This window comes from Bradyrhizobium sp. LCT2 (genome assembly GCF_009931255.1).
In the GTDB taxonomy this organism is placed as follows: Bacteria; Pseudomonadota; Alphaproteobacteria; order Rhizobiales; family Xanthobacteraceae; genus Bradyrhizobium; species Bradyrhizobium diazoefficiens.
The window spans coordinates 8,338,213-8,364,331 of sequence record NZ_CP034432.1; the positions used below are offsets into that span (position 1 = coordinate 8,338,213).

Genomic DNA, 26,119 nt, shown 5'->3' on the forward strand with positions numbered 1-26,119 from the left:
CCGCCGGGTGTGGTCAGTCAAATTCCTCCACCCGCGAGGCAGGACAAGGGACTGTTAGTTTGAGTTTGTTTCCCGGGCAAGAGCTTCAGCGGCTTCTTTGAGCCGATAGCTGCGTCCGTCGAACTCAAGCAGATGGCAATGATGCATAAGGCGATCGAGGATCGTCGTGCTCATAGTGTTGTCCCCAAGGTATGCCCCCCAATCCTGCACGACGCGATTGGAGGTGACGATGACGCTGCGGCGCAGTTTGTAGCGCTGATGGATCAGGGTCTGCAGCAAAGTGCCGGCGTCGTCGGGGATGGCGCGTGCGAGGAATAGATCGTCCAGCACGAGGAGATCGCAGTCGATGATGGTTCGCAGCCGGACCTCGCGTTGTGCCGGAGAGTTCAGGGCGTAGCGGTGGAAGAAGTCGTCGGTCTCAAGATACTGGACCTTGTGGCTTTGCAGGATCGCCTGATAGGCAATCGCCTTGGCGATGTGCGACTTCCCGGTGCCAGGTTTGCCGACAAGCAGAGCGTTCTCGCCAGCGGCAATGAACGCCAGGGTGTGGAGCTGGAAGCAGGTCTGACGTGGCAGTTTGGGATTGAAGGACCAGTCGAACTCGGCGAGCGTCAGCTTTTCGTCGAGCCCGGATTGCTGGTATCGCCGCTCGATAAGACGGGACTGACGACGATCCAGTTCATCCTGCAGGATAAGGGAGAAGGTCTCGAGGAAGGGCTGGTTGGCGCCCTGCGCCTGGAGCACGCGCGTCTGCAGCGTGTCGCGGACACCCGACAGGCGCAGCTGTCGCAGGCAACGCTCAATTTCCGGCATGGTCATCATGTGGCTAGGTCTCCAGTTTAAGGTGAGAAGGTGCAGCGGGAGCGCTCGTGGCGCCGGAGCTGGCCGGGGTTGCGCAGGCGACACTAGCGCGGATTGCCGTGGCGTGATCGTCGTGAGCCTCGGCCTGCCGACCATTATCGTCGGCGTCGCGCCGCACAGCGCGGCTGAAGAGGTCGCCGTATTCCGCGGGGGTACGGATCAGCGGATGATCCTGGGTGAGCGGCGATGCCGGCTGTGGCGTCACTCCAACCTGCTCGATCGCCTGTTCGAACAACCGCTCGACGGTCGCACGCACGTGCTTGTAGCGGTAGATGCGGTTGTCGATGGCGTGCGCGCAGGCCTGCTCGACCAGCCGCGCCGGATACTTCCGGCCCAGCCCGACAATGCCCCACATCGCGCGCTGTCCGGGGCGCCCTTCGGTGTCGAACACCTGCTGGCACAAGGCCCTGGTCTGCGGTCCGATGCGCTCGGCGCTCGCCAGCAGCACGGCGGTTTGCCGCGACGGGTTGAACGGCCGTTCGCTGGTCGGCAGGACGACAGAACCGGGGTGCGCCATCCGGGAATGAACACGCAGCAGCGCACGGGTGTGGCGATCACGGATCTCGATCGTGGTGGTGTAGATGCGCACGACGACCTGGCTGCCGATCGGCGCGGGCCGCGCGGCGTAATAGCTGTTGTCGACGCGCACGGTGGTGTCGTCGCAGACAGTCCGAACGACCTCGGTGAAGATGCGGAAGGCAGCCACAGGCAGCGGCCGCAGGTGCGGCTTCTCTTCCTGGAACATCGCCTCGACCTGACGGCGCGTGCTGCCGTGGATGCGTTTGGAAGCCCAGTTCTCCTCCCAGTGCCTCAAGAACTCGTTTTGCGCCTCCAGCGTCTCGAAGCGCCGTCCGGCCAGCGCAGTGCCCTGGGTATGTTGAATCGCATTCTCGACGCAGCCTTTCCGATTTGGATCGGCCACGCGCGCGGGATCGGCGACCACGGCGTAATGAGCCAGCATCGCGCTGTAAATCGGGTTGAGCTGGGGCTCGTACAAATCCGGCTTGAGGACGCCTTCCTTCAGGTTGTCGAGCACGACATAGCTGGGGACCCCGCCAAAATACCGGAACGCCTCTTCGTGGAGCTGCGCCCAGACTTGTTGGCTGGACTTCCAGACTACCCGCCGGAAGCTGCGCCGCGAGTAGCGTAGCGTCATCACGAACAGGCGGGGACGACGGTACCGCCCGCTCTTCGGATCAACCGTCGGCGCGCCCTCGCCATAGTCGACCTGAGCTTCCTCGCTGGGGAGGAACTCAAGACGATCAAACTGCTCAGGATCAGCGTGCCGCAACCGGCGCACAAACCGCTTGACACTCTGGTAGCTGGACGGAAAGCCAAATTGATCAACCAGGTCCTGGTAAATCGCCTGCGCTTCCGCTTCAGCGGACCTGTTCTTCGATCCACGTCCGATGCGCTTCGCAAGCCGAACGGGCCAGGCTGCTGGTGACCGTCGCTTCCGATGTCCCAAAAGCCGGTGGTCGGGGTGGAGGAATTTGGCCGTCCGCGCTCACCGGCCGGTGGTCACTTCCCCGGGGGAATTTGCCTCCGCACCAGCCCGCAGCGCCTGATAACGCCGGATCGTCTTGCGATCGACACCCGTCAGCCGGTGAATCTCGCGCTGGCTGGTGTTGCGATCAAGTAATGTAAGTACGGTGCTTTGCAGATGTCGCTTCAAGACGTTCAACTCCCCGGCCCCTTGCTGGCTAAAGGGGTCGAACATAAACGTCCTGCCTGACCGGCTACTGCTGTTCAGCGGCGCTGACGGCGATCATCAGGTGGGGGAGTTTCAAGTGACCATACCCGGGGGATTTTGACCGACCCACGGGGTTCGAAGAGTGCGGAGCGTGGTCGGGTGCTGACATGTGTCCGGCCTTTTGTTGCGGCATGTCACATGCCGCTGGCCCGTATGGGAGTTCGCGGAACGGGTCCAATTCAACTTCGCGTGCTCGAGGCGCGTATCCATGATTAAAACGAGCAAAGCCATCCCATCGGTTGAGCAGATAATTGATCGGCTTGATCACGTTTGACGAACGCGAGAGCCGGGCGGATTCCGCCCGTAGCCAAGCCTCAAAATCGCTCAGCAGCGGCGCGCTTCTGTCTTGGCGGACCCGCAGCCGCTCCTCGGCATTCAACCCATGGATCTCGCGCTCGATCTCGAACAGCTGGTCAATTCGAGGCACCGCTTCCAGCGCAATGGGCGAGATCGCCGCCGCCGAAGCGCCTCAACGTCGACGCCCGCATCGACAATGACGCGCCGCCCGCCAGCCAGCTCGATCTCAATCCGACGCTCCGTCGAGTGTGCTGTCGCGCTCTCCGATGAAGCCGCCACCGACGCCACAGGCCCATCCTCGGCCACAACTGCCCTGACAAAGCCAGCCTCGGATTTGGTCCGCTCCGCCGCGAAGGCTCTTCGCCAAGTCACCAGCAGAGAACGCGACAAGCCGTATCGCCGCGCTGTCGCCGCAACCAGCCGCGGCTCGGACAGGCTCTCCAAAACAATCCGCGCCTTCTCCTCCTCAGACCAACACCGCCGCCGGCCCGTCTCCACCACTTCCAGTCGATTCAGCGCACTGATCGTATGGCTGTCCATACGTACAGTTCTCAACCATCAAGCCAGCCCGTCGCAAGGCGTCTTTCCTCGGAGGCTTACCCTGCGCCAACGGCGTAAGGCAGCGCAACGCGCAAGACGGCCTCCCCGGCCTCTAATCAGCGCTCGTGTCAAGTCTACCAAAAAACTCCGCAATCATGGCCGTTCTGCTGCCGGGCTATGCGGGGCGGTTGCACGCGGGAGCCGAGACGGGCGGCGAACTGGACGGCGCTGTTGCGAGACCCAGCGGAGTTACTCTTCCGAGCGGCTTTAGCCGGCGACCTTTCGTTGGGCTTTAAAAGAAACGTCTATGTCCCAACCTGGTTCTTTCACAAGATGGCCGAGCTACCAACCTCATCTTCTGATGAGCTCACCCGATACCCAACTCATTCAAAGGCCATTTCAACCACCTCAATCACAGGCCACCGGTAGGGCTTCCGACGACCCGGCGGTTCGCGCCGGTGCGTTTTGAACAGAAGTAGACCAACGATCGGCGCTCCCCGGTCAGCACAGGCTTCACCTCATGTCGGAGCCTACATGTGGTGACAAGCACGGCGCCAAAGGGCGGTCGGAATACCTGCTGTTCGTATCCGCTTGGATATACCACGAACTCCCCCCCATCGAAGTCTCTCGCGAGCTGCACAATCACCGAGTACTCGAAATCCGGGTCGCTCGCCGCATCCCGATGCATGCCAACAAAGGAACCAGGTGGCATACGATGCATTTGGCATCGGCGAATCACGTAATCTGACGATGCCCCCAAGATCTTTCTTACCGCGACTCTGCGGTCTTTCCTTTCAAGTAGTTCCATGATCTGCCCTGGAGCTGCACCACTCGCGTTGCTAGGAGCGCGGCCGGGCGGGTCTACCCTCACGCGTTTGACAAAGACATGGTGCGAGTCGCCGGCATCTCCTTCCCGCACTTCTTCTTCGGGAATCTCAGCCTGCAGCTGATCGATCCTGGCCAAGTCATCTTGGGTGAACAATATCTGGGGGCCGATCACGACCGTCCCCTTCACCAACAGCTCTATGCGGTATTTTGTCAGAGCTTCTTCTGAAAGCAGACGGGATTTATCATTCATTGCGCGCGCCATTCTAGTTCACTCCAGGGCTTCAATCTTCGAGGCAGGGCTACCGGGTCCTGGCGCATATAGCGGAATGCTTGCTCCCAATGCTCGCCATCGAACTCGTTTATTCTTATGCATTCGATTATCCAGGCATCGAATATTTACGGCTGAATCCGGAAGGGTTCGACTGCGGCCTATAGAATGGCTTTGGGCCACAAAGCCGGCAAAACGTGTGCCGAGCGATGTTCTTGTTGAACTGGTACGCAGTGAGGAATTCTTCGCCGCACTTAATGCCGAGCCTATCGCCAGGTACGAGCAAGTGCAGAAATCCAGACATTTGGCAGATTGAGCAATTGCATCGAACTGCAGAAGCTCTCGTGGCGCTCGGACGCAGAACTTGACAGAACCACAATGGCAACGGCCATGGTGTTCGATCTCCGAGTGACCATCTCCCTCACGTGAGACGATTCGGAGCAGATCGCGGCACCACAGTAAGCTGAGCCGATAGGCTCGATCGAATTCATTCAAAAAGCGACCATTAAGGTCTGCCGGGACAAGTTCGCCAAGCAGCCGGCTTGTCATTTCTCTGTGATACTTCTCCGCGGGATCTTCTCCGCGGACATGGCTGCGGAAATTCTCAAGATCGTCAGACCGCGCCTCAAAGGTTTTTACCAAAGTGGTCCGCCGCGACTGGATCATGTCCGCAGCGTGTAGCTCAAAACCGACCATGTAGGCGCAACCCACTAGGGGGTCTTTCGATGACAATCCGGCATAGAGAGAATACAGGTACCGCTTCGTCGTGGCACTGTAGTTGGTCCGCACTGCTCTGCCGAGTAGTCGCGAAGCATTCTTTCTAAAGAGGTTTGAGTGGAGGTTTTCAATGACCGGAATATCGGGTAGCGCTGCCTTGCCGCCCTGGGGAACTCGGCGATAACCACCCCTCTCATCCCAACAGTTAAAATTTGCGACCATGCTGGTCAGTTCAATGTCCCTCGCACGATCTCGATTGTGATGCATTGCATCGAATATGAGATCCCTTTGCGACTCTGCCTGCAGGTACGAGAACGCCTGTGACATCGCCAGGTATTCAGGCATCAGGATAGCGACCTGGTCTTCGGACATCTCCACATCGAACGGGTGCGGGCCGAACAGGGCTCGCGCTTGCTCAGTCAAATACTCGCAGCATATCTGCGGAGGCTGATCCGGTGGAAATCGAGACGCTTGAGATGTCATTTGACCTATGGCGATGAGGAGAGAACGAAGCCACTTCGTGTCCGGACCGGCTATTGGCCGCCGCGGAGATCTGCAACTTCGTTGGTTCGATGGTCGTATGATCGCGTTCACCATCGAGGCGAACTTCCTCGTGCCGACGTTCACGTACCAGACAGCGGCATGCTCAATCCTGCTCACGCGATGTCCACCAAATTGAGCGGCGGCGATCCAGTCGGATTCCGGACCATGAGCAGTCCGATGCCGTGAATGCCCGGCACGGCTAGCAATCGCTTGTAGAGTCATGGTGAGATCTTGCCGGCGCACGCCATCGGGAAGCTAACGTCACTGCGCGAGTCGCCCGGGCGCTTCCAGCTTTCGCGATCTGTCGTGGATGAATCAAGCCCTCGCGGTTGCTGCTCCTGCCAGTTCATCGAACGGCTATGACCTACGTACAACATTGCAAGGATCAATCCGCATCTACCTGGCGCTTGACGCCTTTGGCCGCAAGCTGCGCGAAATGCCGGCTGCTGGGCGGCACGAGCGTCTCAAAGAGACCGCCGCTAGTTTTCGCGTTGCGAGCGCCGCCATATTGTGTTCTTGCACGTTTACAGCAATCACCGTGCCAAAACCGTGCACTCGCCCCATAAGGTTATGAGTGCGTTGACGAAACGCTGGCGACCGACTCCTCATTGCAAGTGTATTGAACCTGACAGGACTTGCACGGCCCTCGGAAACCAAACAGCGAAGAGCCAGCGGCCACTCACAATGGGTATAGGGCTGTTGAATTGCGAACATTGCTCAAAAGGCGACACATAGGTGGGCTTTGCGCCCTGAACCGCGCGACAGCACTTTGGGCGTTCAAGCGGCATCGCGCTAGCATGGTGATCCTAGTCGCTGACGTGTTCCGTCTTCGTTCGTAACAACTACGCGCGAAGCAGTCGTCGAATACGACCACACAGTGGGGGTCTGCACGCATGCGCAGCCCTTAGTCGATGCGCCTGATCGCAGCCAACTCGGGGCATCGATCGGTCTACGGAACATGCAGTCCCGGGTGATCGCGAGCGATCGAAGAACGCCATAGACCAGAATGCGCAGGTCGCGGGCTGAGATGCGTACTACATCTTGCGCGCTCTCACTGGACGGTGCCTCTTGCCCTTGGTACATCCTCGGACCGTTTCCGATCTATCGTTGCCAGGGCTCTCCAGATCACGCGTCACGGACAAGTGCCGCAAGATCGGTTTCGAGCTTCGGTTGATACTTGAAAATAGCGTCTATCAACGCCTGTGCCGGTTGCTCGGCGGCCTCAACCAACGTTGCCTTCTCAGCCCGCGCAGAGGGAGCGAACACTCGTTTGACGACGGTCGGCGAGCCCTTGAGGCCGCATTTGGAGACGTCTTCGACACCGGCATCGTGCGCGCTCCATTTCACGATTTGGGCACGCGCGGCACGCAAGGCATCCGCCATCGCGCCGCGCCGAATCTGATTCGTTGCCTCCAGCATGGTGATGAGACAGGGCAGCCTCGTGTGCAGCACCTGGACACCACCTTCGGAGCGTCGTTCCGCTTCAATTGTATGGGCGGCGAGATCTAAGGATCTGACCTTGGCAACGTAGGTTAGCTGCAGTACGCCAAGCCGCTTTGCGATGCCGGGCCCAACCTGCGCGGTATCGCCGTCGATGGTCTGCTTTCCCGTGAAGATAAGGTTGGTCGGGCCGTATTCCTTACCAATTTTTCGGATGGCTGTTGCAAGTGCATACGTTGTGGCCAGGGTGTCGGAGCCCGCAAAACAGCGATCGGTGAGGAGTACGGCGCGATCGGCGCCATAAGTCAGCGCCTTTCGCAAGGAATCTTCCGCCGATGGCGGCCCCATTGTAAGCACGGTAATTTCGCCGCCGAACCGATCGCGAAGCTCCAGCGCGGCCTCGAGTGCGAAGAGGTCATATGGATTGATGATGGTCGGCACTCCCTGACGCATGATCGTATTGGTCACGGGGTGCACGCGGATCTGCGCCGAGTCCGGAACCTGTTTGATGCAAACGACATTGTGCACGGAGTTGCTCCAAAAAGTTGCGACAGCTGCGAAGAGAACAGCAAGTGTTGTACCATCGCCATCCTTTTGAAATCGGCTTGCCATCACAGTGGCTAGAGCGGGTAATGCGCCCCTCTAGCCCGCTCTTCCTGACGAACGAATGCTGACACAAGTCGGGGCTGCGACAGCGCTGTTCCGCAGGGCACGCCAGCCGAGTGACGCCAGGACGGCTTGCGACAGACTACCGCCGCTAATCACGAGCGGGCGGCGGACCGGTTGACGGTCAATGAGAATTGCCGCTAGTCCGGCTTGATGGACGAATACGCGTGATAGCTCGTCTGATGTCGAGCAATTGACGGCTCGCGCTTGCAGACCGAAGGTGACGCTCTGTATGTCGTGGCGCGCAAATCCATCTCTCACCGAACCAGGTGAGTTTGCTTGCGACAGCAGTCTCGGAAGCGAGCGGAGCGGTTTCGGTCGTGGCCAAGTCGCCGCCGAGGGCGGACCCGTTCCTTTAAGATTGCAATGAGATTGGCCACCGGAGATCGTCCTCACATAGCTATTTGGCTCAACTGTGATAGTAAAGGTTCCGGCCGATTTTGTCGTTCAGAACCGCTTTATTTCGATTCCGTATTTCCTCAGCGCGTAGCCGATCTGGCGTGGCGTTAGTCCGAGCAGGCGCGCTGCCTTTGCCTGCACCCAGCCAGATTTTTCCATGGCCGCAATGACCCGTTCGCGATCGGCCATCTTCGCGCCGCTTACGAGAACTGTGCCGGGAGGAGCCAGTGAGGTCAGTTCGCTGCCGACGGACGGGACCGGCGGGGTCGCTTCAGCTAGCGGAATGATGGACTTTCCGGGCACCGGCGGGATGGGTGCCGGCTGGTCTGGCCTCCCGTCCGATGTACTTTTCCACAGCATCGCGGAAAGGCACTGGGCCTGGTGGCATGCAAAGTCAGTTCTTACGATCGATGATCCGGCGCACAGCGTCGCTGTCCGCTCGATGCAGTTTTCGAGTTCGCGGACATTTCCCGGAAAGCCGCACTTCATCAGAACATCGATCGCACTCGCCTCCAAGGTCAGCGTACGGCCGTTCTCGTTGTTGAACTTTCTGAGGAACTCGCTGGCAAGCAGCGGAATATCACTGCGTCTTTCGCGCAGCGGTGGCAACAGCAAGGGAACTACGCTGATGCGATAGTAAAGGTCCGCGCGGAACTCACTCCGTGCCACGGCCTCTTCAAGGTTCCTGTTGGTCGCAGCTATGACTCGAACATCGACCTTAATCGTCTGGTTGCTGCCGACGCGCTCGAACTCCTGCTCTTGCAGGACGCGCAGCAACTTCGCTTGGAACGGAGCTGAAATCTCGCCGATCTCGTCAAGAAATAGCGTTCCTTTGTCAGCAAGTTCGAAGCGTCCCTTGCGCGAACTGAACGCACCGGTAAAGGCACCTTTCTCATGGCCAAATAATTCCGATTCCAGGACGGTCTCAGGAAGCGCCGCGCAATTCAGCTTAACGAACGGCCGCTTGGCGCGGGACGACGATTCGTGAATGGCCTTGGCTACGAGTTCCTTCCCGGTACCGGATTCGCCACGCAACAGAACCGTGCTTTTCGATTTGGCTACAACCGCAATCTTCTCGAGCAGCCCGCGCAGCGCCGGGCTGTCGCCAATGATCCCATGGACGTGTAGCTTCTTGCGCTCTCGAGCGGGCTGCCTGAGGTCAAATATCTGCTTTTGTAGACGGTCTTTCTCCGCCACCAGTGGTTCGCGATCGCAGGCGAACACGCGGTCTAACTTCACTGTTTGTCCCACGAGGTTGGCGATCATGGCGAGCAGCCGCGCATCGTAATCGATGCGGAGGCTTGACCTATCGTCGCGGATACGGTCGATCGTCAGAGTACCCACAACCTTCGGACCAATGCGAATCGGAACCCCGATGAACGACACTGGCATATTATCGGAGGCGCCGAGCACTTCCCGGTCGTCAGCGCTGAATGCCGGCTCGGCGGCCACGTCCTCGGCGACAAGAGGCCTGTCTGTCGCGACGATCTGATCGATTGCCTTCCGTGGCAGGCGCATCCGGTAACGCTCGTCGCTGCCTTCGCTCCAGCCGGCGCCCACTGTAATGTCCGGCATGCCGTCATCGTCGAACAGTGAGACGATGCCGTGTCGCATCTGCACAAACGATTGCAGAAGATCAACAACGTTTGCCAATGTGACTTCGAGCGGACAAGGAGCCGTGAGTATTTTCGATATTTCGAAGATGCCGGCTAACGCACTCTCACGCAACGGCTCCCCCGAGAGCTTATGCTCCGGCTCAAGTTGCGAGGCAGGTCTTTCGAGTGAGGAAGGGATATCCAGCATGAGGCGGCCTCCGTTGTCTTGATGATCCTCCGTAGCACCTTGTTCGGGTTTGCGAGGTTCGTTTTGCATGTCACTCTCGATCTAGTGCCAAGTGTTGACGAGATGACACAGAACCGTAACACCTTTTCATGGCACGACGGTAAACTTACAGTGTGCCTTTTTCCTTTTGCGGAATGTGTGCGCGTCGTCAGCGGAGAGCATAAGTACCGCTGCTGCAGCTCAAGTCACTGCGGCGCCAAGGCTTGGCCAATTCACAGATGTTGCCCACCATCGATCGGCACCTCGGCCCCCGTGACATAGCTCGCCGCATCCGAGCACAGGAAGAAGATGACCTTGGCAACTTCATCCGGGGTTCCCACTCTGCGCAAGGGGATGTTTGGCACGAGACGCGCTTCTGTGTCGGGCGATAACATGTCCGTCCTGATTTCGCCGGGCGCGATCGCATTCACGCGAATGCCATGCGGCGCATAATCATGGGCCATTTCGCGTGTGAGGCTTGCAAGCGCAGCTTTTGAGGTCGCATAGGCACTGCCGGCAAACGGGTGCACCCGCGAGCCCGCGATCGAAGTCACATTCACGATCGATCCTGACGCGGCTCTTAGCTCGTCAAACAAACCCTGCGCCAGCATGATCGGGGCCACCAGATTGAGATGGAACACGCTCATCCAGGTCTCGGTTGAAGTCGTCAACGACGTCATCCGATCGCCAGTGGGCGTTTTCGGCGAGACACCAGCATTATTCACCAGCGCGTGCAAAGGAGCACCTGCCAAGCGCTTCTTGACCTCGCTGATCGCGCGCGGCAGCATTCGATGATTGCTCAGGTCGATCTGGACATGATCCTCGTTCCCTGCCTCCCAGGGGCATCGCTTGCTGTCGAACGGTTGGCGCGCGCAAGAAATGATGCGCCAGCCCGCCTCCGAAAACAGCTTGGCAGTGGCATGGCCAATTCCGCGCGATGCCCCGGTCAGCAACATCGCCTTATGTTCTCCGCGATGAATACGGGCATTATCGGCGTGAAAGAGGCAACCCAGGTGTGTTTCGGGCAGCTGACCTCTGATCAGATCGTCATTCGGCAGATCGAGACCCACGCCCGCCTCCTCTCCTATTGCGTCGGCGCACGCGTAGCAGAATTTGCGCCACTGCGATGCACGCAAATCAACTCCGTTTTTGCGTCCTAATGTCGCGCACGCGGAATGCTTGGTGGGTTCAAGACACCGTGCGTGTGCTCTGCGACAACGATGGTGCATTACCTACGTAATGTCACGAGCACACTCGCCTGCGTCAAGACGAGGGTGCAGCCGCGCTCTCTTTCCTGATCGCGCAACCGAGGAGCCAGCCGATGGGCACCGCCTCTCGTTGGAGGAACGATCGATCAGGATAGCGGCCCGCGGCCAGTAGCCGCGTCAACTCGAAAACTGACGTTACCAGCTTCGTGCGTCAGATTTGTCGGCAACTGATGCTGACTTTATCGCGCTCTGCTCTGCAGTGTCCGGCACTGGCACTTCGCCGGATTGGTCCTGGACCACGACCTGGCTTACTGGATGTTCAGCCCAACATAGTGGCTCTCGAGACCGCCGCTCCGCACCAGCGCGTGCCCGACCGCAACTACGGAACTCACCGGCTCTACGGAGACCCTTTCGATATGTTCGTCCGCGACCGACCACCGATTAGCTTCCACTCGCGGTCCGCGCAAGGCGAAGACGTGTTCCACCTGTTTAACGTGGCGGCAGCACGTTAGGGCCATCGTTGTCGACGTCGAGCTTCGGCGGGAGGCATTCGGTGGAGTTGTGCGACAGAGCATTACTTTGCGACAAATGCCGCCCCGAAAAAAAGTGCCAGCACTGCTGGATGCAACGAGCGGCAATCAGATCGATCAAGCGGGCAACGACTTTCATGAAGCAACGAGCTCTTGCGAGGTTTCTTCAATCAGGACCAAGCGGCTCGGATCGTTCAAATCGAATTCAATAACGCGTGGTGCGTGGAGACGCGCATAGCGCGTGAAGGCGCTCGTCGGGGGAAAACGGATCACGGTGTCGCAGCGCGCAAGAAGATACATATCAATCAGGGCGGAAAAGCCGCCCTCGGCTCCTAGCGCGGCGTTGTGCAATGGGCCGGCCTGAGGCGCCTGAAACCGTTTGGGGATCGTGAACACATCGGGAAATCTAGTCGACACTTTCTCAAGGACGAGCGCGCTGTCCGTGCACAGGAAAGCTCTCACGGGTTTTGCGTGGGGTAACCCCCGGGCCTTATCAATGGCATCAAAGACCTGTCGCAAGGCGCGCTCCGGGTCGGCCCAGTAGGGAGTATGCCCCATAATATCTTCGCCGTTGCCATGCCGGACATGAATGCCGATTACGCTGTACGGCTCAAAGTGCTCACGGTAGACAGCATCAATCCGAGCCTGAATTTCAGGTCGTGGCTTGATGCTCCGAAAGATTTCTCGTTCGGCCTCCTGGTCGCAGCGCCACATCAGGCACGCGTCACACACGACCGTGTTAGCGTCACTATCTTTCTGACTTCGCAACAATTGATCGAGTTCGTCGCGTTCCCGGAAAATCTGCTCGTCCGGACGATAGACGCAATCGATGGATGGCTTGTTCCACCATGTCGGGAAGAATGGTCCCGGAAATGAGCACTGATTGATCCTGTCGTCGCAGATCACCCGCACGCCGGCAATGTCTTGAACCGGTTCGAAGAAGACTGGAAAGGCGTTGGTGAATGGCTCATCGAGATAACAAGATCCCCGCCAATCAATGGCTAGCGTCCGTCCTGTCTGCTTTGCAAAACGCCAGGCAGCGGCCAGTGACCACAGGCAGTCGCCGAACCCCGTACGTCGCCGGGAAACTACGAACCGATCCTTCCTCGAACCGCTAAGCATCTGCATCGCCTCTTCCCGGGCTCCTGGTTGGACAAGAGACGTCATTGCAGACATCTTATGTATCATCTTGTCCGACGTCATGGTCTGAAATCGCAGTGCCGGCGAGCTGCGTCGGTAGAACTTCATAACAGCGCTATCCTTGATGGGCCGCGTTCTCTCAACACTTTCCGTCTTTTCTTCAGCGGTGTCGCGTCCACGTGCCCGATTTCAGTCGGATGCCCGATAACCCCGTGTGCGTCGGATGGCCTGGCCCCCTCACATGCAGGTATAGGCATGGCCATGCTCATGAGTCCCGGCTATGTCTATTTTTCACTTCATTGTGGCCGCAAGCCGCGCGCGGCGGATGCAGGCGAACGCCCCGCAGCTCCCACACGAGCCGCAATTCCTTCACGAGATCTTCACGCTGGGCCTGGCTCAGCATGGTTGTGTCGAGAAGCCAGCCGAGCGACGCCTCGCCCTCGATCCGCATCAAGATCTCGAAAAGCTCATGTGAGATACGCATACTATCGTGGGCGGAATGTCCCTTGCGGATCTCGCAGACCGTTTCCTGACGATCTGGCGCTGTGTGGGAGCGAACACGATGAAGGGATGCATACGGCGGCAATGAAACGCCCAGTGCACTCCAATCCTGCAGTGATGCTGGCCGCTTCCTGACGAGGAAAGGCCCAACAACAAGTCCGTCCAGATCAGTCGTCAAGAACGTGGTGATCGCATCTGACACGGACTCCACGATCGGCTCGGCATTGTTGTTAAATGACGTATTTAAAAGAACCGGGATGCCCGTTCGCCTCTTGAACGCATTAATTACATCCCAATAGGTGGGGTTTGTCTTGCGCGATACTGTCTGCAGCCGAGCGGTCCCATCAACGTGCGTGATCGCACCGAGCACGTTACACTTGGTTTCACGCACACGAACTACGAAGTTCATGAAGGGGAGCTGCTGCGTGCCGTCCGGGAGCTCAAAGAACTCGCTCGCATCCTCCTCCAGTACAGATGGCGCAAACGGGCGATAGCCCTCACGCTTCTTGACCATCGCGTTGATGCGGTCCTTGTTTTCCGCAGGGCGCGGGTCCGCAAGAATGCTGCGGTTACCAAGCGCACGGGGGCCGAACTCAGAGCGGCCCTGAACCCAGCCGATTACAGCGCCATTTGCCATCCAGTCTGCCGCACTGGATGCTATGTCATCACTTCGTTGAATGTCGAGGTGGCCTGACCATGCGTTGAGCTCATGCTCTACGGCTTGGTCGCTCCCGAGATCGGGCCCCCAATAAACGTCCGGCAGTCGCTCGCGTGGTGCTGGCCTGCCCAGCTCGTTCGATACCATCAATGCAGCGCCGAGTGCGCAACCGGCGTCGTGCGCCGCGGGTTGAACAAAGATGTCGTCAAATAGCCCGGAATAAAGCAGTTTACCGTTCAGCGTGCAATTATGCGCTACCCCGCCAGCCAGGCACAAGCGTGTCATGCCCGTCGCTTCACGATGGTGCCGCAGGATGTGAAACACGATCCGCTCCAGCGCTTCCTGCAGCGAAGCGCTGACATCTCGATGCTGTTGAGTGAATGGCATTCCTTTTCGCCGAACCTCGATGTTGCGGACCAGGGCCGGACCGATTCGATCCAGGTAAACGCGATAGCCACCGTTGTCCAACAACTCGTAGAACTGCGCGAAGAGCTCGCGATAGGGAGCGGGATCACCATACGGGGCAAGCCCCATCACTTTGTACTCGTCGAACAACCCGTAGCCGAGATATCGGATCGTCTCGAGATAGAACAGCCCCAGGGAGTTATGTTCCGGGAAGCTTTCAAGTTGCGTAATTTCGGTGCCAGACCCCACCGCCAATAAGCCGGAGAGAAAATCGCCACCGCCGTCGATCGCAAAAACAAGACTTTGCTCGAACCCGGACATGGCAAACGCGCTCACAGCATGCGCTTCGTGGTGATTCACGAAGGAAACTCGGGACGGATCGATCTCGGCGCCGAACTCCCGTGTCAGCAGCTGCCGCAGCAACAGTTTGGCGTCCAACGGAATGGGCTGAGAAACAGAAAGGCGCTCGAGCATAGTATTGCAGTAGGCTTCAGTCGCGTAGAACGCGATACGGTCGATCTCTCCGAGCTCAACTCCTGCGGTAGAAAGGCAGTATCGGATCGAATTGCTCGGGAACTTGTTGGAGTGCTTGACGCGGTTGAGGCGCTCCTCTTCGACAGCAGCGATCACGCGGCCATCCTGCACAAGAACCGCAGCCCCATCGTGAAGAAATGTATTCGGCAGCTCCGGCGAGCTTTCATAGATTCTGTCAAGACCGCCACTCACTCCCAGGCACAACATCCCGTTCTCCATTTGATCATGACGGCAAGGCCAACTGCCGTCCCACCTACTTAATCTGTACAGTCACGCTCCGTCGGGTGCGCGGGCCAGACAGCACAACACAACTTTGCAAAGTCCGTCACGGCGCCTAGCGACAGGCGCTCAGAAATAACGGTGCTGGCGTCCGACACCGATCGACCGAACAGGCGGCCGTAGACCTAACTCGATCGCGACCTCTTAAGGCCATTGCAGCATCTGCTGTGACAGACCAGGTCACTCCCGAGCTACCGCAGAAAGCATCGTGACACTGAATCGATTTGACATTCTCCGTTTTCGCTCAACTCACATCAACGCAGCAGGCGGCGCCGAAATAGTGCCGTCGACGCGAAAAAGGGCAAGACCGCGTAAACGCAGAGCGCACCGACGTGCAGCGCAGCACTGTCGGCGCCGCGCTCAAGCATCGCTGGGCGAATAAGGTCGACCGAATGTGCGAGCGGCAACAAGCCGGCGAAGTGCTGAAACGAGCCGGGCAGCTGGCTCGTCGGAAAGACCACGCCACACAAAAACACCATAGGAGTGAGGACAAGCGTCTGGTAAAACACGAAGTAATCGTAACTTGGCGCAAGAGATATGACGAGCATCGCCAGGCTGGCGAAGACAAGGCCAGTGAGAGCGATTGTTGGCATCGCATACAAAATGGATGGCCATGATGCATAACCCAGCGTAGCAGCGACGATCCCGATCGCTGTTCCGGCCAGAACGGACTTACTGGCCGCCCACACCAGTTCACCCAGAACGATATCGCCAAGCGTGAGCTGAGTAGAGAGGATTGCTTCCCAGGTGCGGCTGGCGTCCATGCGTGCAAAGGCTGCATACATGGTTTCAAAGGTCGCGGACGTCATGGCGCTGGTCGCGACCATGCCTGCCGCCAGGAACGCGATGTACGACGTCCCCTCAACGCGCCCCACGATCAGTCCAAGGCCAAAGCCGAGGCCAAACAGATTGGTTAGAGGATCTGCGAGGTTGCCAAGAATCGATGCAAGTGCGACTTTCTTCCATGCCAGGAAGTTCCGACGCCATACCGCGATCCAGTTGTACGCGTTAGCGGGCATCACCGCCGCATAACTTTCACCCATCGCTCACTTCTCCATCTCGCGCCCGGTCAGCCGCAAAAACACGTCTTCGAGATTCGGGGGGCGCTGCAGAATACGAAGGCCCGCTCGCCCGCGCAGTTGCACGCGTACCTGCTCCGGATATGGCGCATAACAAAAGAGCGTCTCTCCACTCACTTCGATGTGCCGCGCATACGGCCTAATCAGCTCGCAGAGCTGGTGCGGATCACCCCCATAGATTTCGATCACGTTACAGCCGATATGCTCATCGATCAGGCCGTCTGGCTTGCCCTCGGCGATCTTGCGTCCACCCTCGAGGACACACAGCCGATCGCACAGGCGTTCGGCCTCTTCCATGAAGTGAGTGGTCAAGAGAATCGTCTTGCCCCGCGCAAGCAGAACTCGCAGACGTTCCCAAATCAGGTGGCGGGCGTGCGGATCCAAACCAGTCGTCGGCTCGTCCATCACGAGCAGATGCGGGTCATTGATTAGCGCACGCGCCAGCGTCAGCCGCCGTTTCATGCCACCGGACAGCTCGGCAACGCGCGTGTCCGCCTTGCTTTCGAGGCGTGCAAACTCGAGCAGCGAGGGGGCGACCGCCTCGATCTTGCGAGCGCTCATGCCGAAGTAGCGGCCAAACACCAGCAGATTCTCTCGTACGGTGAACTCGAGTTCAAGATTATCGAATTGCGGCACCACGCCGATACGCACACGTGCGACACGAGCGCGTGCAGGTACAGGCTCATTGAGCACCGTAATCTTTCCTCCGTCCGGCGAGATCATGCCAAGCAGCATGCGCGCGATCGTGCTCTTGCCAGCTCCATTCGGCCCGAGAAGGCCAAAGCATTCTCCCCGCGCGACCGAGAACGACAGATCATTGACGATGATCTTGTCGCCAAATGATTTTTTCACGCCGGCAAGGTCGATTGCTACGGTGGACATGCTCACTCTTAGGCTGACAGAAGTCGTTCGGCCGATGATGACTTCCTTACGACCGTCTTGGTCCAGAGCAGGCCGTCGCACCACACATGCTCAACCCGTCCCCACTCGCAGGCCGCGGCAGCATCCGGAAAGAATCCACGTCCGTGGAGGTTGGCACTCGTATTGCAGAGCAGCGGAACGCCTGTGAGTTGTTCAAATTCGACGAGAAGCTCGGCGATTTTGTGCGGAGAGTTGCGGGAGATTGTCTGCAGCCGCGCCGAACCGTCCAGATGGACGACAGCGGGGACCTTGTCGCGCCATTCCGCGCGGGTCTGGTGATCGAACAGCATGTAAGGATCTGGCGTACCTGGGTTGAAAATCTCTGGGGCCCGATCCTCCAGACAAATCGGCGCCACCGGTCGGAAGTGCTCGCGACGCTTAATGTCGTTGAGATGATCTTTCATTGCTGGGGAGGTCGGGGCTGCAAGAATGCTTCTGCCGCCCAACGCCCGCGGCCCAAGCTCGGCGCGCCCGGAAAGGAAGATGATCGGCTTGTTGTCGGCGAGAATCGCCGCAAGTTCACGCAGAGTGCACGGCGCGGCCTCCCAGTCCGACGGAAGCTCGCTGTCCTGCAGGGCCGGCCCACTGTAGACTGACCATTCCACTGGCCCGAAGCCATTTTGCGCCGCCATCGCACCGCAAGCAGCGCCGATTGCCGAGCCGCTGTCATTCGGAAACGGCGGCACCCAGACATCATCGAACAGTCCCGTCATACGAAGCGCACTGTTCCACTTGATATTGAGACCGCAACCTCCGGCGACACATAGATTTCGCGCCCCCGGAAGCGACGAGTGCCGCAGCAGAACCATCGCGATTTCCCTGACAAGAAGACGTTCCAGGAACACATGAAACGACGCAAGAACGTCCTCCGCTCGCTTGGCCGTCAGGCGCAATGCGCTTGCCTCAAAGAACTCGTGTATAGCTGCGAGAGACGATTCCGCATTGTTTATGTCCGCGCGGTAGCGACGAGCCTGCTCGGTGTCGGCCGCGAAGCGCTTTTCATAGAGCTCCTGAAACACTGCCACGATGCTTTCGTCGACAGCGCCAAGCGCGATGTATGCCATCAGCTTGCCGGCGATGCCCAAATCCCAACTGGAGCGGTTCGGCTGCCTGTAAGGCCCGAAGTGAAGGCCCGCGGCAGCATAGGCGTGGCCGATCATCGGAAACAGGGATCCAATGAGCCGCGCCCCCCGAGGTTCGACATAGTAAAGACGTGGAAAGATGCAGCCGTCCCATACCAGACACAACGCCGGTTCTCCCGCGCTGGCAAAGGGACTGGTGCTATATGCTGACGCGACGTGGCCCGTGACGTGCGGGTAGCTCTTATATGGAAACACCTTGCCGCCGAGGATCAGGCCAAAGCCGTCGACGGAATCAAGAAGCCCCTCAGCATGGCGCTCGACGTATGGCGCCCCTTTCAGCGCGATCGGCACAGCTCCACTGAGGACCTGGAAATGCGACTCGATCTCCCCATCCCAGCCATCGATGACGAACTGATCGATATCTCGCGGATCCAGGCCATGCTCCGCCAATGCGAGCACGACTGCATCGAGATTCTCGACGGATTGATAGCGTGGACTGTTGCCTCGCTTCTCTTGCTCGGTGCAAAAGAGAAGCCGCCCGTCCTCGACGACAGCAATTGCGCCGTCATGTGTTAACTTGATGCCGCAGATGCGCATACGACCCCCTGCCTAGTGACTGACGTTTGATTGTTCTGACGGGTGACCCTGCTTCCGGAACCGGACGATCAAGCAGTCTTCGTTGACCGACCCGGTGTGGCAGTGCAGACGCTCGACCTCCGATAGACTCTCGTTAAAGAGACCGATCACCGTCTCGGCACCAGCTGTATGACCCCAGCGTTGACACGTGGCATCACGTGCGGACCCGAAAATCAGAGCTCCATTTGGTGCAAGCATACTCACCAGGTTGCGGATAGCCGCATGCATCTCGACAATGTCCTTGAGGTAGTAGAGAACTTCGGCCACGACAATCAAATCGAACTGCTCAGTGGTCGAGAACCGTTGAATGTCGCAGGTCACCCACGTGATATGTGACCACTTCCTGGTCCGTAGTCGCGCTCGCTCGATCGCCTGCGGCATGACATCGACCACCGTGAGTCGCTCGCAAAGCGGCGCCAGCCTGTCCGTGAATGCACCGGCTGCACATCCTACTTCGAGGGCATACGCAACATCTCCACCGCAACGCGACATCCGGAGCATTTGCGCGTATCGCTCCTGCTCGAACGAACTACTGTCGAGGCGCCATGGATCGTCGACAGCCAACTCTCGCTCTAATAGCTGATGATTTTTGTCCGAGATCATGAGCCAACCACTTATTTGAAGGCGGTCGAACGATCGCGAGCGCAAACACTCTCCGTCGCCGCCAGGTTCGATGAAGGGTGCGAAAGCCCCGCCTTATGAATTGTGCCGGACATTCCCCCTATACTTGCAGGACTTCGTCCAGCGTTCGGGTGCAGGATGACGCACTGTTTTTCCCCTTCGGCCGGCACGTTGGCGACCTTGCGCGATAGCCAATCGCTGTTGCTCAATGTACAAAGTGCATAGGCCTTCAAAGGAAGTAAGAGAAAGATATTGATCGGTGTGTGGAGCGAGAAGCCGAGAAACCGCACTTCGCGAGCACGAAGCGCTGCAACACTGCACCGGACCATCGTCATTGCTACAATCGTCAATCCCGTCCACCAGGGTACCGAGCCGCCGATTACAAGCTGCGCGAGCGCAGCCAGTGATGAAAGGGCGAGAAGCAACGGGCCGAGATTTTGCCCGATAACGTCTAGCGTCAGATAGCCATCGAGCTCTGGCAGCAGACGTAATGCAAGAAACGTGTCCCGAAAGGTACTGCGCGCCCAGCGGAGCTGCTGACGCAGATATGGCCCAAGGCTGTCCGGAACTACTGTTGCTGCGATCGCGTCCGGGACATATTCGGTTCGAAACCCCGCCTTGAGCATGAGGATCGTTAGATGGCGATCCTCGCCGAAATCGCTCGGCTTCCCGCGAAAGAATTGCGCTTCGTATTGATCAAGCAGCAAAGCGAGCGCGGAGCGACGATACATCGCACATGGGCCGCAGCAGCACATGACGGCACCGAAACGAGCCTGTGCCGCACGCTCTTCGTTGCATGCCAACCAGTATTCCATATCGATCAGCCTGGTCAGCCAGGTTTCGCTGCGATTGCTCGCTATCAACTGACCCATGGCCGCACCGATTTCTGGGTCATGCATCTTCACTACAAGCTTCGTGACAACGTCAGCAGCAAGTATCGTATCCGAGTCGACGTTGAGCACCAGGTCCCCGGATGAGCTGCGTATTGCAGCGATCTGCGCCTTGCGCTTTCCAACGTTGTTTGCCAGCAAGATGATGCTGAATCTCGGATCGTTCGCATAGATTTTGTGTACAGGCGCGACAACGTCGCGATTTGCAGATCCGTCGTCGACCACATAGACCTGTAACTTTCCCGCGTAGTCTTGACTCGCAAGCGACTCCAGACATTCGGCGAGCGTGTTTGGATCCTCGTTGAAGCACGGCACGATGACGTCTACACTGGGAAGGACCACGTCCGATTGTCCCAGGTTGTCCTGCAGCGATGAGTTATTCGCCGGTTGGGCATAAAGCGCTTGCGCGCTCTTGTAGATAGTGGAGAGCAGTGCATAACACGAAACGGCGACAGCACTGGTTGTAGCGAGCAGGTCCATAGGGTGCCAGTTTTTGTTCAGTGAAGTTGAGGGAGCGGACGAATTACAAACCCGCGCCGTTGCAATGCCGGAATCAGATATGACAGCGCCATCGTGGTCTGATCACGCTGCGTAGCATCAGTGCACAGCCTCTCCTCATCAGGAGGATATCCGTCGTGCAGGAGCACAATTGCACCCGGGCGAACGCTCGCGAGCACTGAATTCACAATTCTATCAACCCCGGGGCGGGACCAATCTCGCGGATCGACCGACCAGTGCAGAGCTGTGAGACCAGCGCTCGCTGACATAGCGAGCACCTCTTGTGTCCATATGCCGTAAGGTGCTCGCATGTGCCTGGGCGAGGCCTCCGGGCACGCCGAACGGATCGCCTCGCTCGCCGTCAACACTTCATCGTGCACCTCCGCAGGTCCGCATCTGGATAGATCCGGATGCGTCATCGTGTGGTTCGCAACCTCGTGTCCTTCCGCGATCATTCGTCGAATGAGTTCAGGTTGGTCGGCCGCATACGTGCCGATCACGAAGAACGTCGCCGGAACCTGATGTTGCGCCAGCACATCGAGCACCTCTGGCGTGCAAAATGGATTTGGCCCATCGTCAAAGGTCAAATAGACAGGGCGACTTCCGCTCACGTCAGCGTAGTCGCATCGGACAGCAGATAGGGGGAAAAGCTCGTTCACAGCTCAGGCCCGTTCCGATCGATGATCGTCCCGGCCGGCCACTCGCTCATCGAGCGTCCAACCGGGAAAACCACCACGATCACGTCTTCGATCCGGATCGGCGACAAATTGGGATAGACATCCGGATGCGTGGAGCGGACGCGAATGCCAGACAGGAGGGTGGCGAGCCCCTGCCTTTCGACCAGTCGGGTCATATGTTTCTCTAGCGCAGGCCGAACTGTACCAAAGCCGAACGGGACCCCAAGCTCCTGCAGTATGGGATACATCACGCGCATCGCGTGGCTAATTCCCAGCCCTTCAAGATCCGGACGCACCGCATATAACCCCAGTTCGGCCACGAGGAGATCGACCCCACCAATCTTGATGAAGCGGCGTAGTAACCCGGCGTGAGCAGCTACCCCGCGGGCGTCGTAACCAATTACGCGGACCTCAGGTCTTGCACCGGCCCAACTTCGGTTGCCCTCAAATGGCTGCGCATTGAACGCACCGGTCGGCCCGTAACTCTTGCGGAAGAACTCGGCGAGCTCGGCATGATCGGCGAGCCGCAGCTCGTTTTCCCAGCGACGGCTCCACTGCACTTTGGCGCGCGCAGAAGGAGCTTCCGCAGTCCGGCATACGGCGATGTTCATGGCGGGCTTCCTTGCGCCAGTCGAATTAAGAGGGGAGATGGTCACGTGATGTCGCTACTCGCCGAACCGCTGATCAATACTGAAATGCGCTGCCATGCGTCGTAGGAGCTCAGCACCCTCGCCTGCACCGTGCCGTGCGCCTTCGCTCGCGACGAAGCGATCGCATGGTTCGCGCTCGTCATCCCGGCCAATGCCCCGCGCGAGATATGCCGGAAGATGCCGACGAGGCGATTGGACCATCCAGAACCTGTCGGCACCATGGAGCTTTTCCGCCTCGTCCAGCATCGCTGTCGACGTGTTGACGTCTGAGGGCATGCCATCGATGCGCGGGGCCGCTTCGAGGGCGCATCGGAGTGGCATTAGATCAAACTGGTTCTTATGCATCTTCGACTCGCCCTGAATGCGGTGGACAGGCGAGCCGTTTGGACAGTCGCCGGGAATACTTGGCATGCGCAATCTGCACCTGCCGCTATTCCGCGACACTAGAATGAGGCTGAACGCGCCCTCAAGTGTACGTGGGTAAACCTCCAATATGGAAACGGATGGAGTACGCATACCAACGTTTATCGGGACCCGCTTGGCGTCCGATCGAGCGCGCTTCGCAACCGAGAAGAAGCGATGCGGCACGCACGGCGCGCCCATCGCAGCCCGCGAAACCGATGCGGCGGGTGCTCGCACCTCCAGGAGTTTTTCTCTGAGCCCGCGCGAACGACCAACAGCCATCGTGGTATGCCATGATTACTTTTCCAAACCGATGTTTGCTATCCAACATCTCGCGATTTGGTAAAATCGATTGTTTCGATAGAACACATCCACACGATGGATAGACTCACAACATGCGGTTCAAGGGACTCGATCTAAATCTTCTCGTTGCGCTCGATGCTCTGATGACGGAGCGCAACCTCACAGCGGCGGCGCGCAAAATTAACCTGAGCCAGCCCGCTATGAGCGCTGCGATCGGGCGGCTGCGCACCTATTTCCGCGATGAACTATTTACCATGAGAGGTCGCGAGCTCGTCCCGACACCTGGCGCGGAGGCGCTTGCAGGTCCGATTCGCGAGGCCCTGCTGCACATCCAACTCTCGATCATATCACGGGACGGGTTCGACCCGACTCACTCGAGCCGACGCTTCAGGGTCATTCTCTCCGATTTCATGACAATCGTCTTTTTTCGGAGAATCGTGGACCGTATTGCACACGAAGCCCCCGCGGTACGCTTCGAATTGCTGCCATTTTCCGATGAACCCGATGAGCTGCTCCGCCGGGGCGAGGTCGACTTTCTCATTCTGCCAGAATTGTTCATGTCGAGCGCGCACCCTAAGGCGACGCTGTTCGACGAGACCCTCGTGTGCGTGGGATGCCGCGCGAACAAGCAGCTATCGCGGCAGCTTACGTTCGAGAAATACATTTCGATGGGGCACGTTGCGGCCAAGTTCGGACGGGCGCTGAGACCAAACCTAGAAGAATGGTTTTTGCTTGAGCACGGCCTCAAGAGACGCATTGAGGTCGTTGTGCAGGGCTTTAGCCTGATTCCGCCGATATTGTTAGACACGGGCCGTATCGGCACGATGCCATTACGGCTCGCCAGACACTTTGAAAAGCGGATGCCGCTGCGGATCGTCCAACCACCGCTCCCCCTGCCGACATTCACCGAGGCTGTGCAGTGGCCTGCGTTCCACAATACCGACCCGGCGAGCATTTGGATGAGGCGGATATTGCTGGAGGAGGCATCCAACATGGCATCTGGGCATCAGGAGCCTCCAACTCGAAGGCGCTGCTAGGCTCACCATAAGCCGGTTCTAAATACGCTATTAAATCCTTCGATGTGCTCGGCAACTTTATCATCTCAACCGTCTCGGGGGCGAAGCTGCTAGAGGCCGCGGGGAGGCGGCGATCAGTTGCGAAGGCTTGCCGGGTGGTGAGCGTGGTGATCTCGCAGGTGTGGTTTGACGCCCAGCAATATTGCGCTCGCTTCTTCCAGAACAATAAATGTTTGGCTTGCCCAATAGAATCGCTTGAACCCCACACTGCGTCAGGTTGTAGATTGGCCGCCGTGACTAACGCTGCGCTACGGAACCCGTCGACGGAGCGCTTTGGCGAACTTAGGGCGCTGGCCGGACACTGTGGTTGATCTTCCATTAACGAACTGACCGGGTCCTGTTGCGTGGCTCGTCGGAAGGGGCGAGACCGATCAGCTTCGGGGCACCTGACGGTTTTCGGCCGCTGGTGGTCGGCCTACCGCCTTGCTCGCCATTCTTGCGATCATTTCGCGAGCGTCTTCTCGCGATCACACGATGGAACCGATGTCCATTCGGACGACGCAATAAGACCGCATCAGACGAGCCGTCACCGCTCGTTGTATGCACCGCAAGGATGGTTTGTGCTGGATAAGAAGACATGCGTTTCAACGGCCTGGATCTAAATCTTCTCGTCGCGCTGGATGCTCTAATGACTGAGCGCAACCTCACCGCAGCGGCACGCAAGATTAACCTGAGTCAGCCGGCCATGAGCGCAGCCGTTGCCCGGCTGCGCACCTATTTCCGTGATGATCTGTTTGCGATGAGAGGGCGGGAACTTGTCCCGACCGCGCGCGCGGAAGGACTCGCAGCTCCAGTTCGCGAGGCTCTAATGCACGTTGAGCTCTCCATTATCGCGCGGGACGTGTTCGACCCGGCTCGATCGAATCGGCGATTCAGGATCGGCCTTTCTGACTTTATGACAGTCGTATTCTTCCGAAATGTCGTGGAGCGCGTCGCGCGAGAAGCACCCGCCGTCAGCTTCGAACTGGTGCCACTCACAGATCAGCACGATGAGCTTCTGCGCCGCGGCGAAGTCGATTTTGTTATCCTGCCGGAATTATTCATGTCCAGCGCGCACCCCAGGGCGGCCCTGTTCGAGGAGAGCCTCGTCTGCGTAGGCTGCTGCACGAACAGCCAACTACTACGGCGGCTTACATTGGATCGGTATATGTCGATGGGCCACGTTGCGGTTAAGCTCGGAGGTGCGCGCAAGATCCCGGTCGAGGAATCCTTTTTACTCGATCTCGGCCTCAATCGGCGCATCGACATTCTCGTGCAGAGCTTCAGCATGATCCCGCCCTTGCTGGTAGGCACGAACCGCATAGGAACGATGCCATTAAGGCTCGTAAAGCATTTCCAAAGAACGATGCCCCTTCGGATTGCCGAGCTTCCGCAGCCATTCCCCGCCTTCACCGAGGCGGTCCAATGGCCCGTGTTTCACAACAGCGACCCGGAAAGCATCTGGATGCGAGAGATATTGTTGCAGGAGGCTACCCTCATGGCAACTGCACAAGAGCCCTCCATCATCTGCACTTCGAAACCAGCGGATACTGCCGGCGATTTCGCACGATCTGTCTCGCCGTTGTCGTAAGGACGTTCGCAAAGTCTGCGAGCCTCATATCCCAACACATGTCTCAAAGCACGCAATTCAGGCTTGCCTCGCTCGAACTCATTGTCGCTGGATAAAGATCCTCGCAGCGGACGGCTATCATGACGACGTTGCGAAGCTCTTTCGCACGTTGGCATCAGGCTCGTCGTGCAAGCGGCGGCTCAGACTGGCGGCCCTCTTACAGACAGGGACGGAGCGACGCGCTGGCTGCCAAGCCAGGCCTTTACGTTGCAACCCGGCGTCCGGGCGCACCTGCCTCGATACAGGGAGGATCGGCGCGCGGCTGTCGTCGTCAAGTCTCCGAATGA

22 protein-coding genes and 1 pseudogene are annotated in these 26,119 nt (G+C 58.6%); 2 read left to right on the top strand and 21 right to left on the bottom strand.

Annotation, left to right across the window (positions count from 1 at the left end):
- Window positions 1–54: 54 nt before the first annotated feature.
- From istB to EI171_RS46195, 21 genes and pseudogenes are all read right to left on the bottom strand, one after another.
- Window positions 55–822: an IS21-like element IS1631 family helper ATPase IstB gene (istB, locus tag EI171_RS39350; RefSeq protein ID WP_038952109.1), complete on the bottom strand. Its 768-nt coding sequence runs from the start codon at window positions 820–822 to the stop codon at window positions 55–57.
- Window positions 823–826: 4 nt separating this feature from the next.
- Window positions 827–2,329: an IS21 family transposase gene (gene istA / locus EI171_RS39355; RefSeq protein WP_246740382.1), complete on the bottom strand. Its 1,503-nt coding sequence runs from the start codon at window positions 2,327–2,329 to the stop codon at window positions 827–829.
- A 39-nt stretch (window positions 2,330–2,368) separates the two neighbouring features.
- Window positions 2,369–2,581 (bottom strand): hypothetical protein, encoded by a 213-nt coding sequence (locus EI171_RS46185; protein WP_246740383.1) that lies wholly within the window; start codon window positions 2,579–2,581, stop codon window positions 2,369–2,371.
- 247 nt (window positions 2,582–2,828) lie between these two features.
- Window positions 2,829–3,065: pseudogene (locus EI171_RS39360) on the bottom strand (transposase); the annotation flags it as partial.
- Entirely contained in the window at window positions 2,990–3,451 is a 462-nt protein-coding gene (locus tag EI171_RS46190; protein WP_246740384.1) for a transposase, read from the bottom strand. The pseudogene EI171_RS39360 and the gene EI171_RS46190, both read right to left, overlap by 76 nt.
- 412 nt (window positions 3,452–3,863) lie before the next feature.
- The gene (locus EI171_RS39370; protein WP_097668527.1) at window positions 3,864–4,541 is read right to left on the bottom strand and encodes a 2OG-Fe(II) oxygenase; all 678 of its coding nucleotides are present in this window, start codon (window positions 4,539–4,541) and stop codon (window positions 3,864–3,866) included.
- A gap of 6 nt (window positions 4,542–4,547) precedes the next feature.
- A complete protein-coding gene (locus EI171_RS39375) occupies window positions 4,548–5,636 on the bottom strand; it encodes a GFA family protein (protein ID WP_246740385.1) in 1,089 nt (362 codons plus the stop codon).
- 1,296 nt (window positions 5,637–6,932) lie between these two features.
- Complete coding sequence (locus EI171_RS39380) at window positions 6,933–7,775, bottom strand: electron transfer flavoprotein subunit beta/FixA family protein (RefSeq protein WP_097668526.1); 843 nt, start codon at window positions 7,773–7,775, stop codon at window positions 6,933–6,935.
- A gap of 585 nt (window positions 7,776–8,360) precedes the next feature.
- The gene (nifA, locus tag EI171_RS39385; RefSeq protein ID WP_161536458.1) at window positions 8,361–10,184 is read right to left on the bottom strand and encodes a nif-specific transcriptional activator NifA; all 1,824 of its coding nucleotides are present in this window, start codon (window positions 10,182–10,184) and stop codon (window positions 8,361–8,363) included.
- Window positions 10,185–10,366: 182 nt separating this feature from the next.
- Window positions 10,367–11,203 carry an SDR family NAD(P)-dependent oxidoreductase gene (locus EI171_RS39390; protein ID WP_161536459.1) on the bottom strand — a complete coding sequence of 279 codons (837 nt, stop codon included), beginning with the start codon at window positions 11,201–11,203 and terminating at the stop codon, window positions 10,367–10,369.
- A gap of 627 nt (window positions 11,204–11,830) precedes the next feature.
- Window positions 11,831–12,010, bottom strand: coding sequence for a hypothetical protein (locus tag EI171_RS39395; protein ID WP_143279286.1), 180 nt, complete (start codon window positions 12,008–12,010; stop codon window positions 11,831–11,833).
- A complete protein-coding gene (locus EI171_RS39400) occupies window positions 12,007–13,119 on the bottom strand; it encodes a nodulation protein NodZ (RefSeq protein ID WP_305765000.1) in 1,113 nt (370 codons plus the stop codon). The genes EI171_RS39395 and EI171_RS39400 overlap by 4 nt, the downstream gene beginning before the upstream one ends.
- Before the next feature lie 157 nt (window positions 13,120–13,276).
- Window positions 13,277–15,316 carry a carbamoyltransferase gene (locus EI171_RS39405; RefSeq protein ID WP_161536460.1) on the bottom strand — a complete coding sequence of 680 codons (2,040 nt, stop codon included), beginning with the start codon at window positions 15,314–15,316 and terminating at the stop codon, window positions 13,277–13,279.
- Window positions 15,317–15,642: 326 nt separating this feature from the next.
- On the bottom strand, window positions 15,643–16,431 hold the full coding sequence (locus tag EI171_RS39410; protein WP_097668520.1) for an ABC transporter permease: 789 nt from the start codon (window positions 16,429–16,431) through the stop codon (window positions 15,643–15,645).
- Between the two features lie 3 nt (window positions 16,432–16,434).
- Entirely contained in the window at window positions 16,435–17,355 is a 921-nt protein-coding gene (gene nodI / locus EI171_RS39415) for a nodulation factor ABC transporter ATP-binding protein NodI (protein WP_245448754.1), read from the bottom strand.
- Between the two features lie 2 nt (window positions 17,356–17,357).
- Window positions 17,358–19,067, bottom strand: a complete 1,710-nt coding sequence (gene nodU / locus EI171_RS39420; protein ID WP_097668519.1) for a nodulation protein NodU — start codon at window positions 19,065–19,067, stop codon at window positions 17,358–17,360.
- 12 nt (window positions 19,068–19,079) lie between these two features.
- Window positions 19,080–19,709, bottom strand: a complete 630-nt coding sequence (gene nodS, locus EI171_RS39425; RefSeq protein WP_097668518.1) for a nodulation methyltransferase NodS — start codon at window positions 19,707–19,709, stop codon at window positions 19,080–19,082.
- Between the two features lie 11 nt (window positions 19,710–19,720).
- Window positions 19,721–21,097: a chitooligosaccharide synthase NodC gene (nodC, locus tag EI171_RS39430; protein ID WP_143279285.1), complete on the bottom strand. Its 1,377-nt coding sequence runs from the start codon at window positions 21,095–21,097 to the stop codon at window positions 19,721–19,723.
- A 17-nt stretch (window positions 21,098–21,114) separates the two neighbouring features.
- Window positions 21,115–21,774: a chitooligosaccharide deacetylase NodB gene (gene nodB, locus EI171_RS39435; protein ID WP_097668517.1), complete on the bottom strand. Its 660-nt coding sequence runs from the start codon at window positions 21,772–21,774 to the stop codon at window positions 21,115–21,117.
- On the bottom strand, window positions 21,771–22,403 hold the full coding sequence (locus tag EI171_RS39440) for a NodA family N-acyltransferase (RefSeq protein WP_097668516.1): 633 nt from the start codon (window positions 22,401–22,403) through the stop codon (window positions 21,771–21,773). The genes nodB and EI171_RS39440 overlap by 4 nt, the downstream gene beginning before the upstream one ends.
- Before the next feature lie 41 nt (window positions 22,404–22,444).
- The gene (locus tag EI171_RS46195; protein WP_246740386.1) at window positions 22,445–22,663 is read right to left on the bottom strand and encodes a hypothetical protein; all 219 of its coding nucleotides are present in this window, start codon (window positions 22,661–22,663) and stop codon (window positions 22,445–22,447) included.
- A 576-nt stretch (window positions 22,664–23,239) separates the two neighbouring features.
- Between EI171_RS46195 and nodD1 the strand changes: the two genes are divergently transcribed.
- Together nodD1 and nodD2 are read left to right on the top strand one after the other, a co-directional pair.
- Entirely contained in the window at window positions 23,240–24,184 is a 945-nt protein-coding gene (gene nodD1 / locus EI171_RS39450; protein ID WP_097668515.1) for a transcriptional regulator NodD1, read from the top strand.
- A gap of 616 nt (window positions 24,185–24,800) precedes the next feature.
- Window positions 24,801–25,793, top strand: coding sequence for a transcriptional regulator NodD2 (gene nodD2 / locus EI171_RS39455; protein WP_097668514.1), 993 nt, complete (start codon window positions 24,801–24,803; stop codon window positions 25,791–25,793).
- Window positions 25,794–26,119 lie beyond the last annotated feature (326 nt).

Bases quoted from the DNA above. Each gene is read 5' to 3' on its own strand.
- EI171_RS39400 (WP_305765000.1), bottom strand. From the start codon at position 13,119: ATGAAGTTCTACCGACGCAGCTCGCCGGCACTGCGATTTCAGACCATG.
- EI171_RS39375 (WP_246740385.1), bottom strand. From the start codon at position 5,636: ATGTCCGAAGACCAGGTCGCTATCCTGATGCCTGAATACCTGGCGATG.
- nodS (WP_097668518.1), bottom strand. From the start codon at position 19,709: ATGATCTCGGACAAAAATCATCAGCTATTAGAGCGAGAGTTGGCTGTC.
- istB (WP_038952109.1), bottom strand. From the start codon at position 822: ATGATGACCATGCCGGAAATTGAGCGTTGCCTGCGACAGCTGCGCCTG.
- nifA (WP_161536458.1), bottom strand. From the start codon at position 10,184: ATGCAAAACGAACCTCGCAAACCCGAACAAGGTGCTACGGAGGATCAT.
- nodU (WP_097668519.1), bottom strand. From the start codon at position 19,067: ATGCGCATCTGCGGCATCAAGTTAACACATGACGGCGCAATTGCTGTC.
- nodC (WP_143279285.1), bottom strand. From the start codon at position 21,097: ATGGACCTGCTCGCTACAACCAGTGCTGTCGCCGTTTCGTGTTATGCA.
- EI171_RS39405 (WP_161536460.1), bottom strand. From the start codon at position 15,316: ATGTTGTGCCTGGGAGTGAGTGGCGGTCTTGACAGAATCTATGAAAGC.
- EI171_RS39410 (WP_097668520.1), bottom strand. From the start codon at position 16,431: ATGGGTGAAAGTTATGCGGCGGTGATGCCCGCTAACGCGTACAACTGG.
- nodD2 (WP_097668514.1), top strand. From the start codon at position 24,801: ATGCGTTTCAACGGCCTGGATCTAAATCTTCTCGTCGCGCTGGATGCT.
- EI171_RS39395 (WP_143279286.1), bottom strand. From the start codon at position 12,010: ATGAAAGTCGTTGCCCGCTTGATCGATCTGATTGCCGCTCGTTGCATC.
- EI171_RS39370 (WP_097668527.1), bottom strand. From the start codon at position 4,541: ATGGCGCGCGCAATGAATGATAAATCCCGTCTGCTTTCAGAAGAAGCT.
- nodD1 (WP_097668515.1), top strand. From the start codon at position 23,240: ATGCGGTTCAAGGGACTCGATCTAAATCTTCTCGTTGCGCTCGATGCT.
- EI171_RS46195 (WP_246740386.1), bottom strand. From the start codon at position 22,663: ATGGTGCCGACAGGTTCTGGATGGTCCAATCGCCTCGTCGGCATCTTC.
- EI171_RS46190 (WP_246740384.1), bottom strand. From the start codon at position 3,451: ATGGACAGCCATACGATCAGTGCGCTGAATCGACTGGAAGTGGTGGAG.
- EI171_RS39440 (WP_097668516.1), bottom strand. From the start codon at position 22,403: ATGAACATCGCCGTATGCCGGACTGCGGAAGCTCCTTCTGCGCGCGCC.
- EI171_RS46185 (WP_246740383.1), bottom strand. From the start codon at position 2,581: ATGTTCGACCCCTTTAGCCAGCAAGGGGCCGGGGAGTTGAACGTCTTG.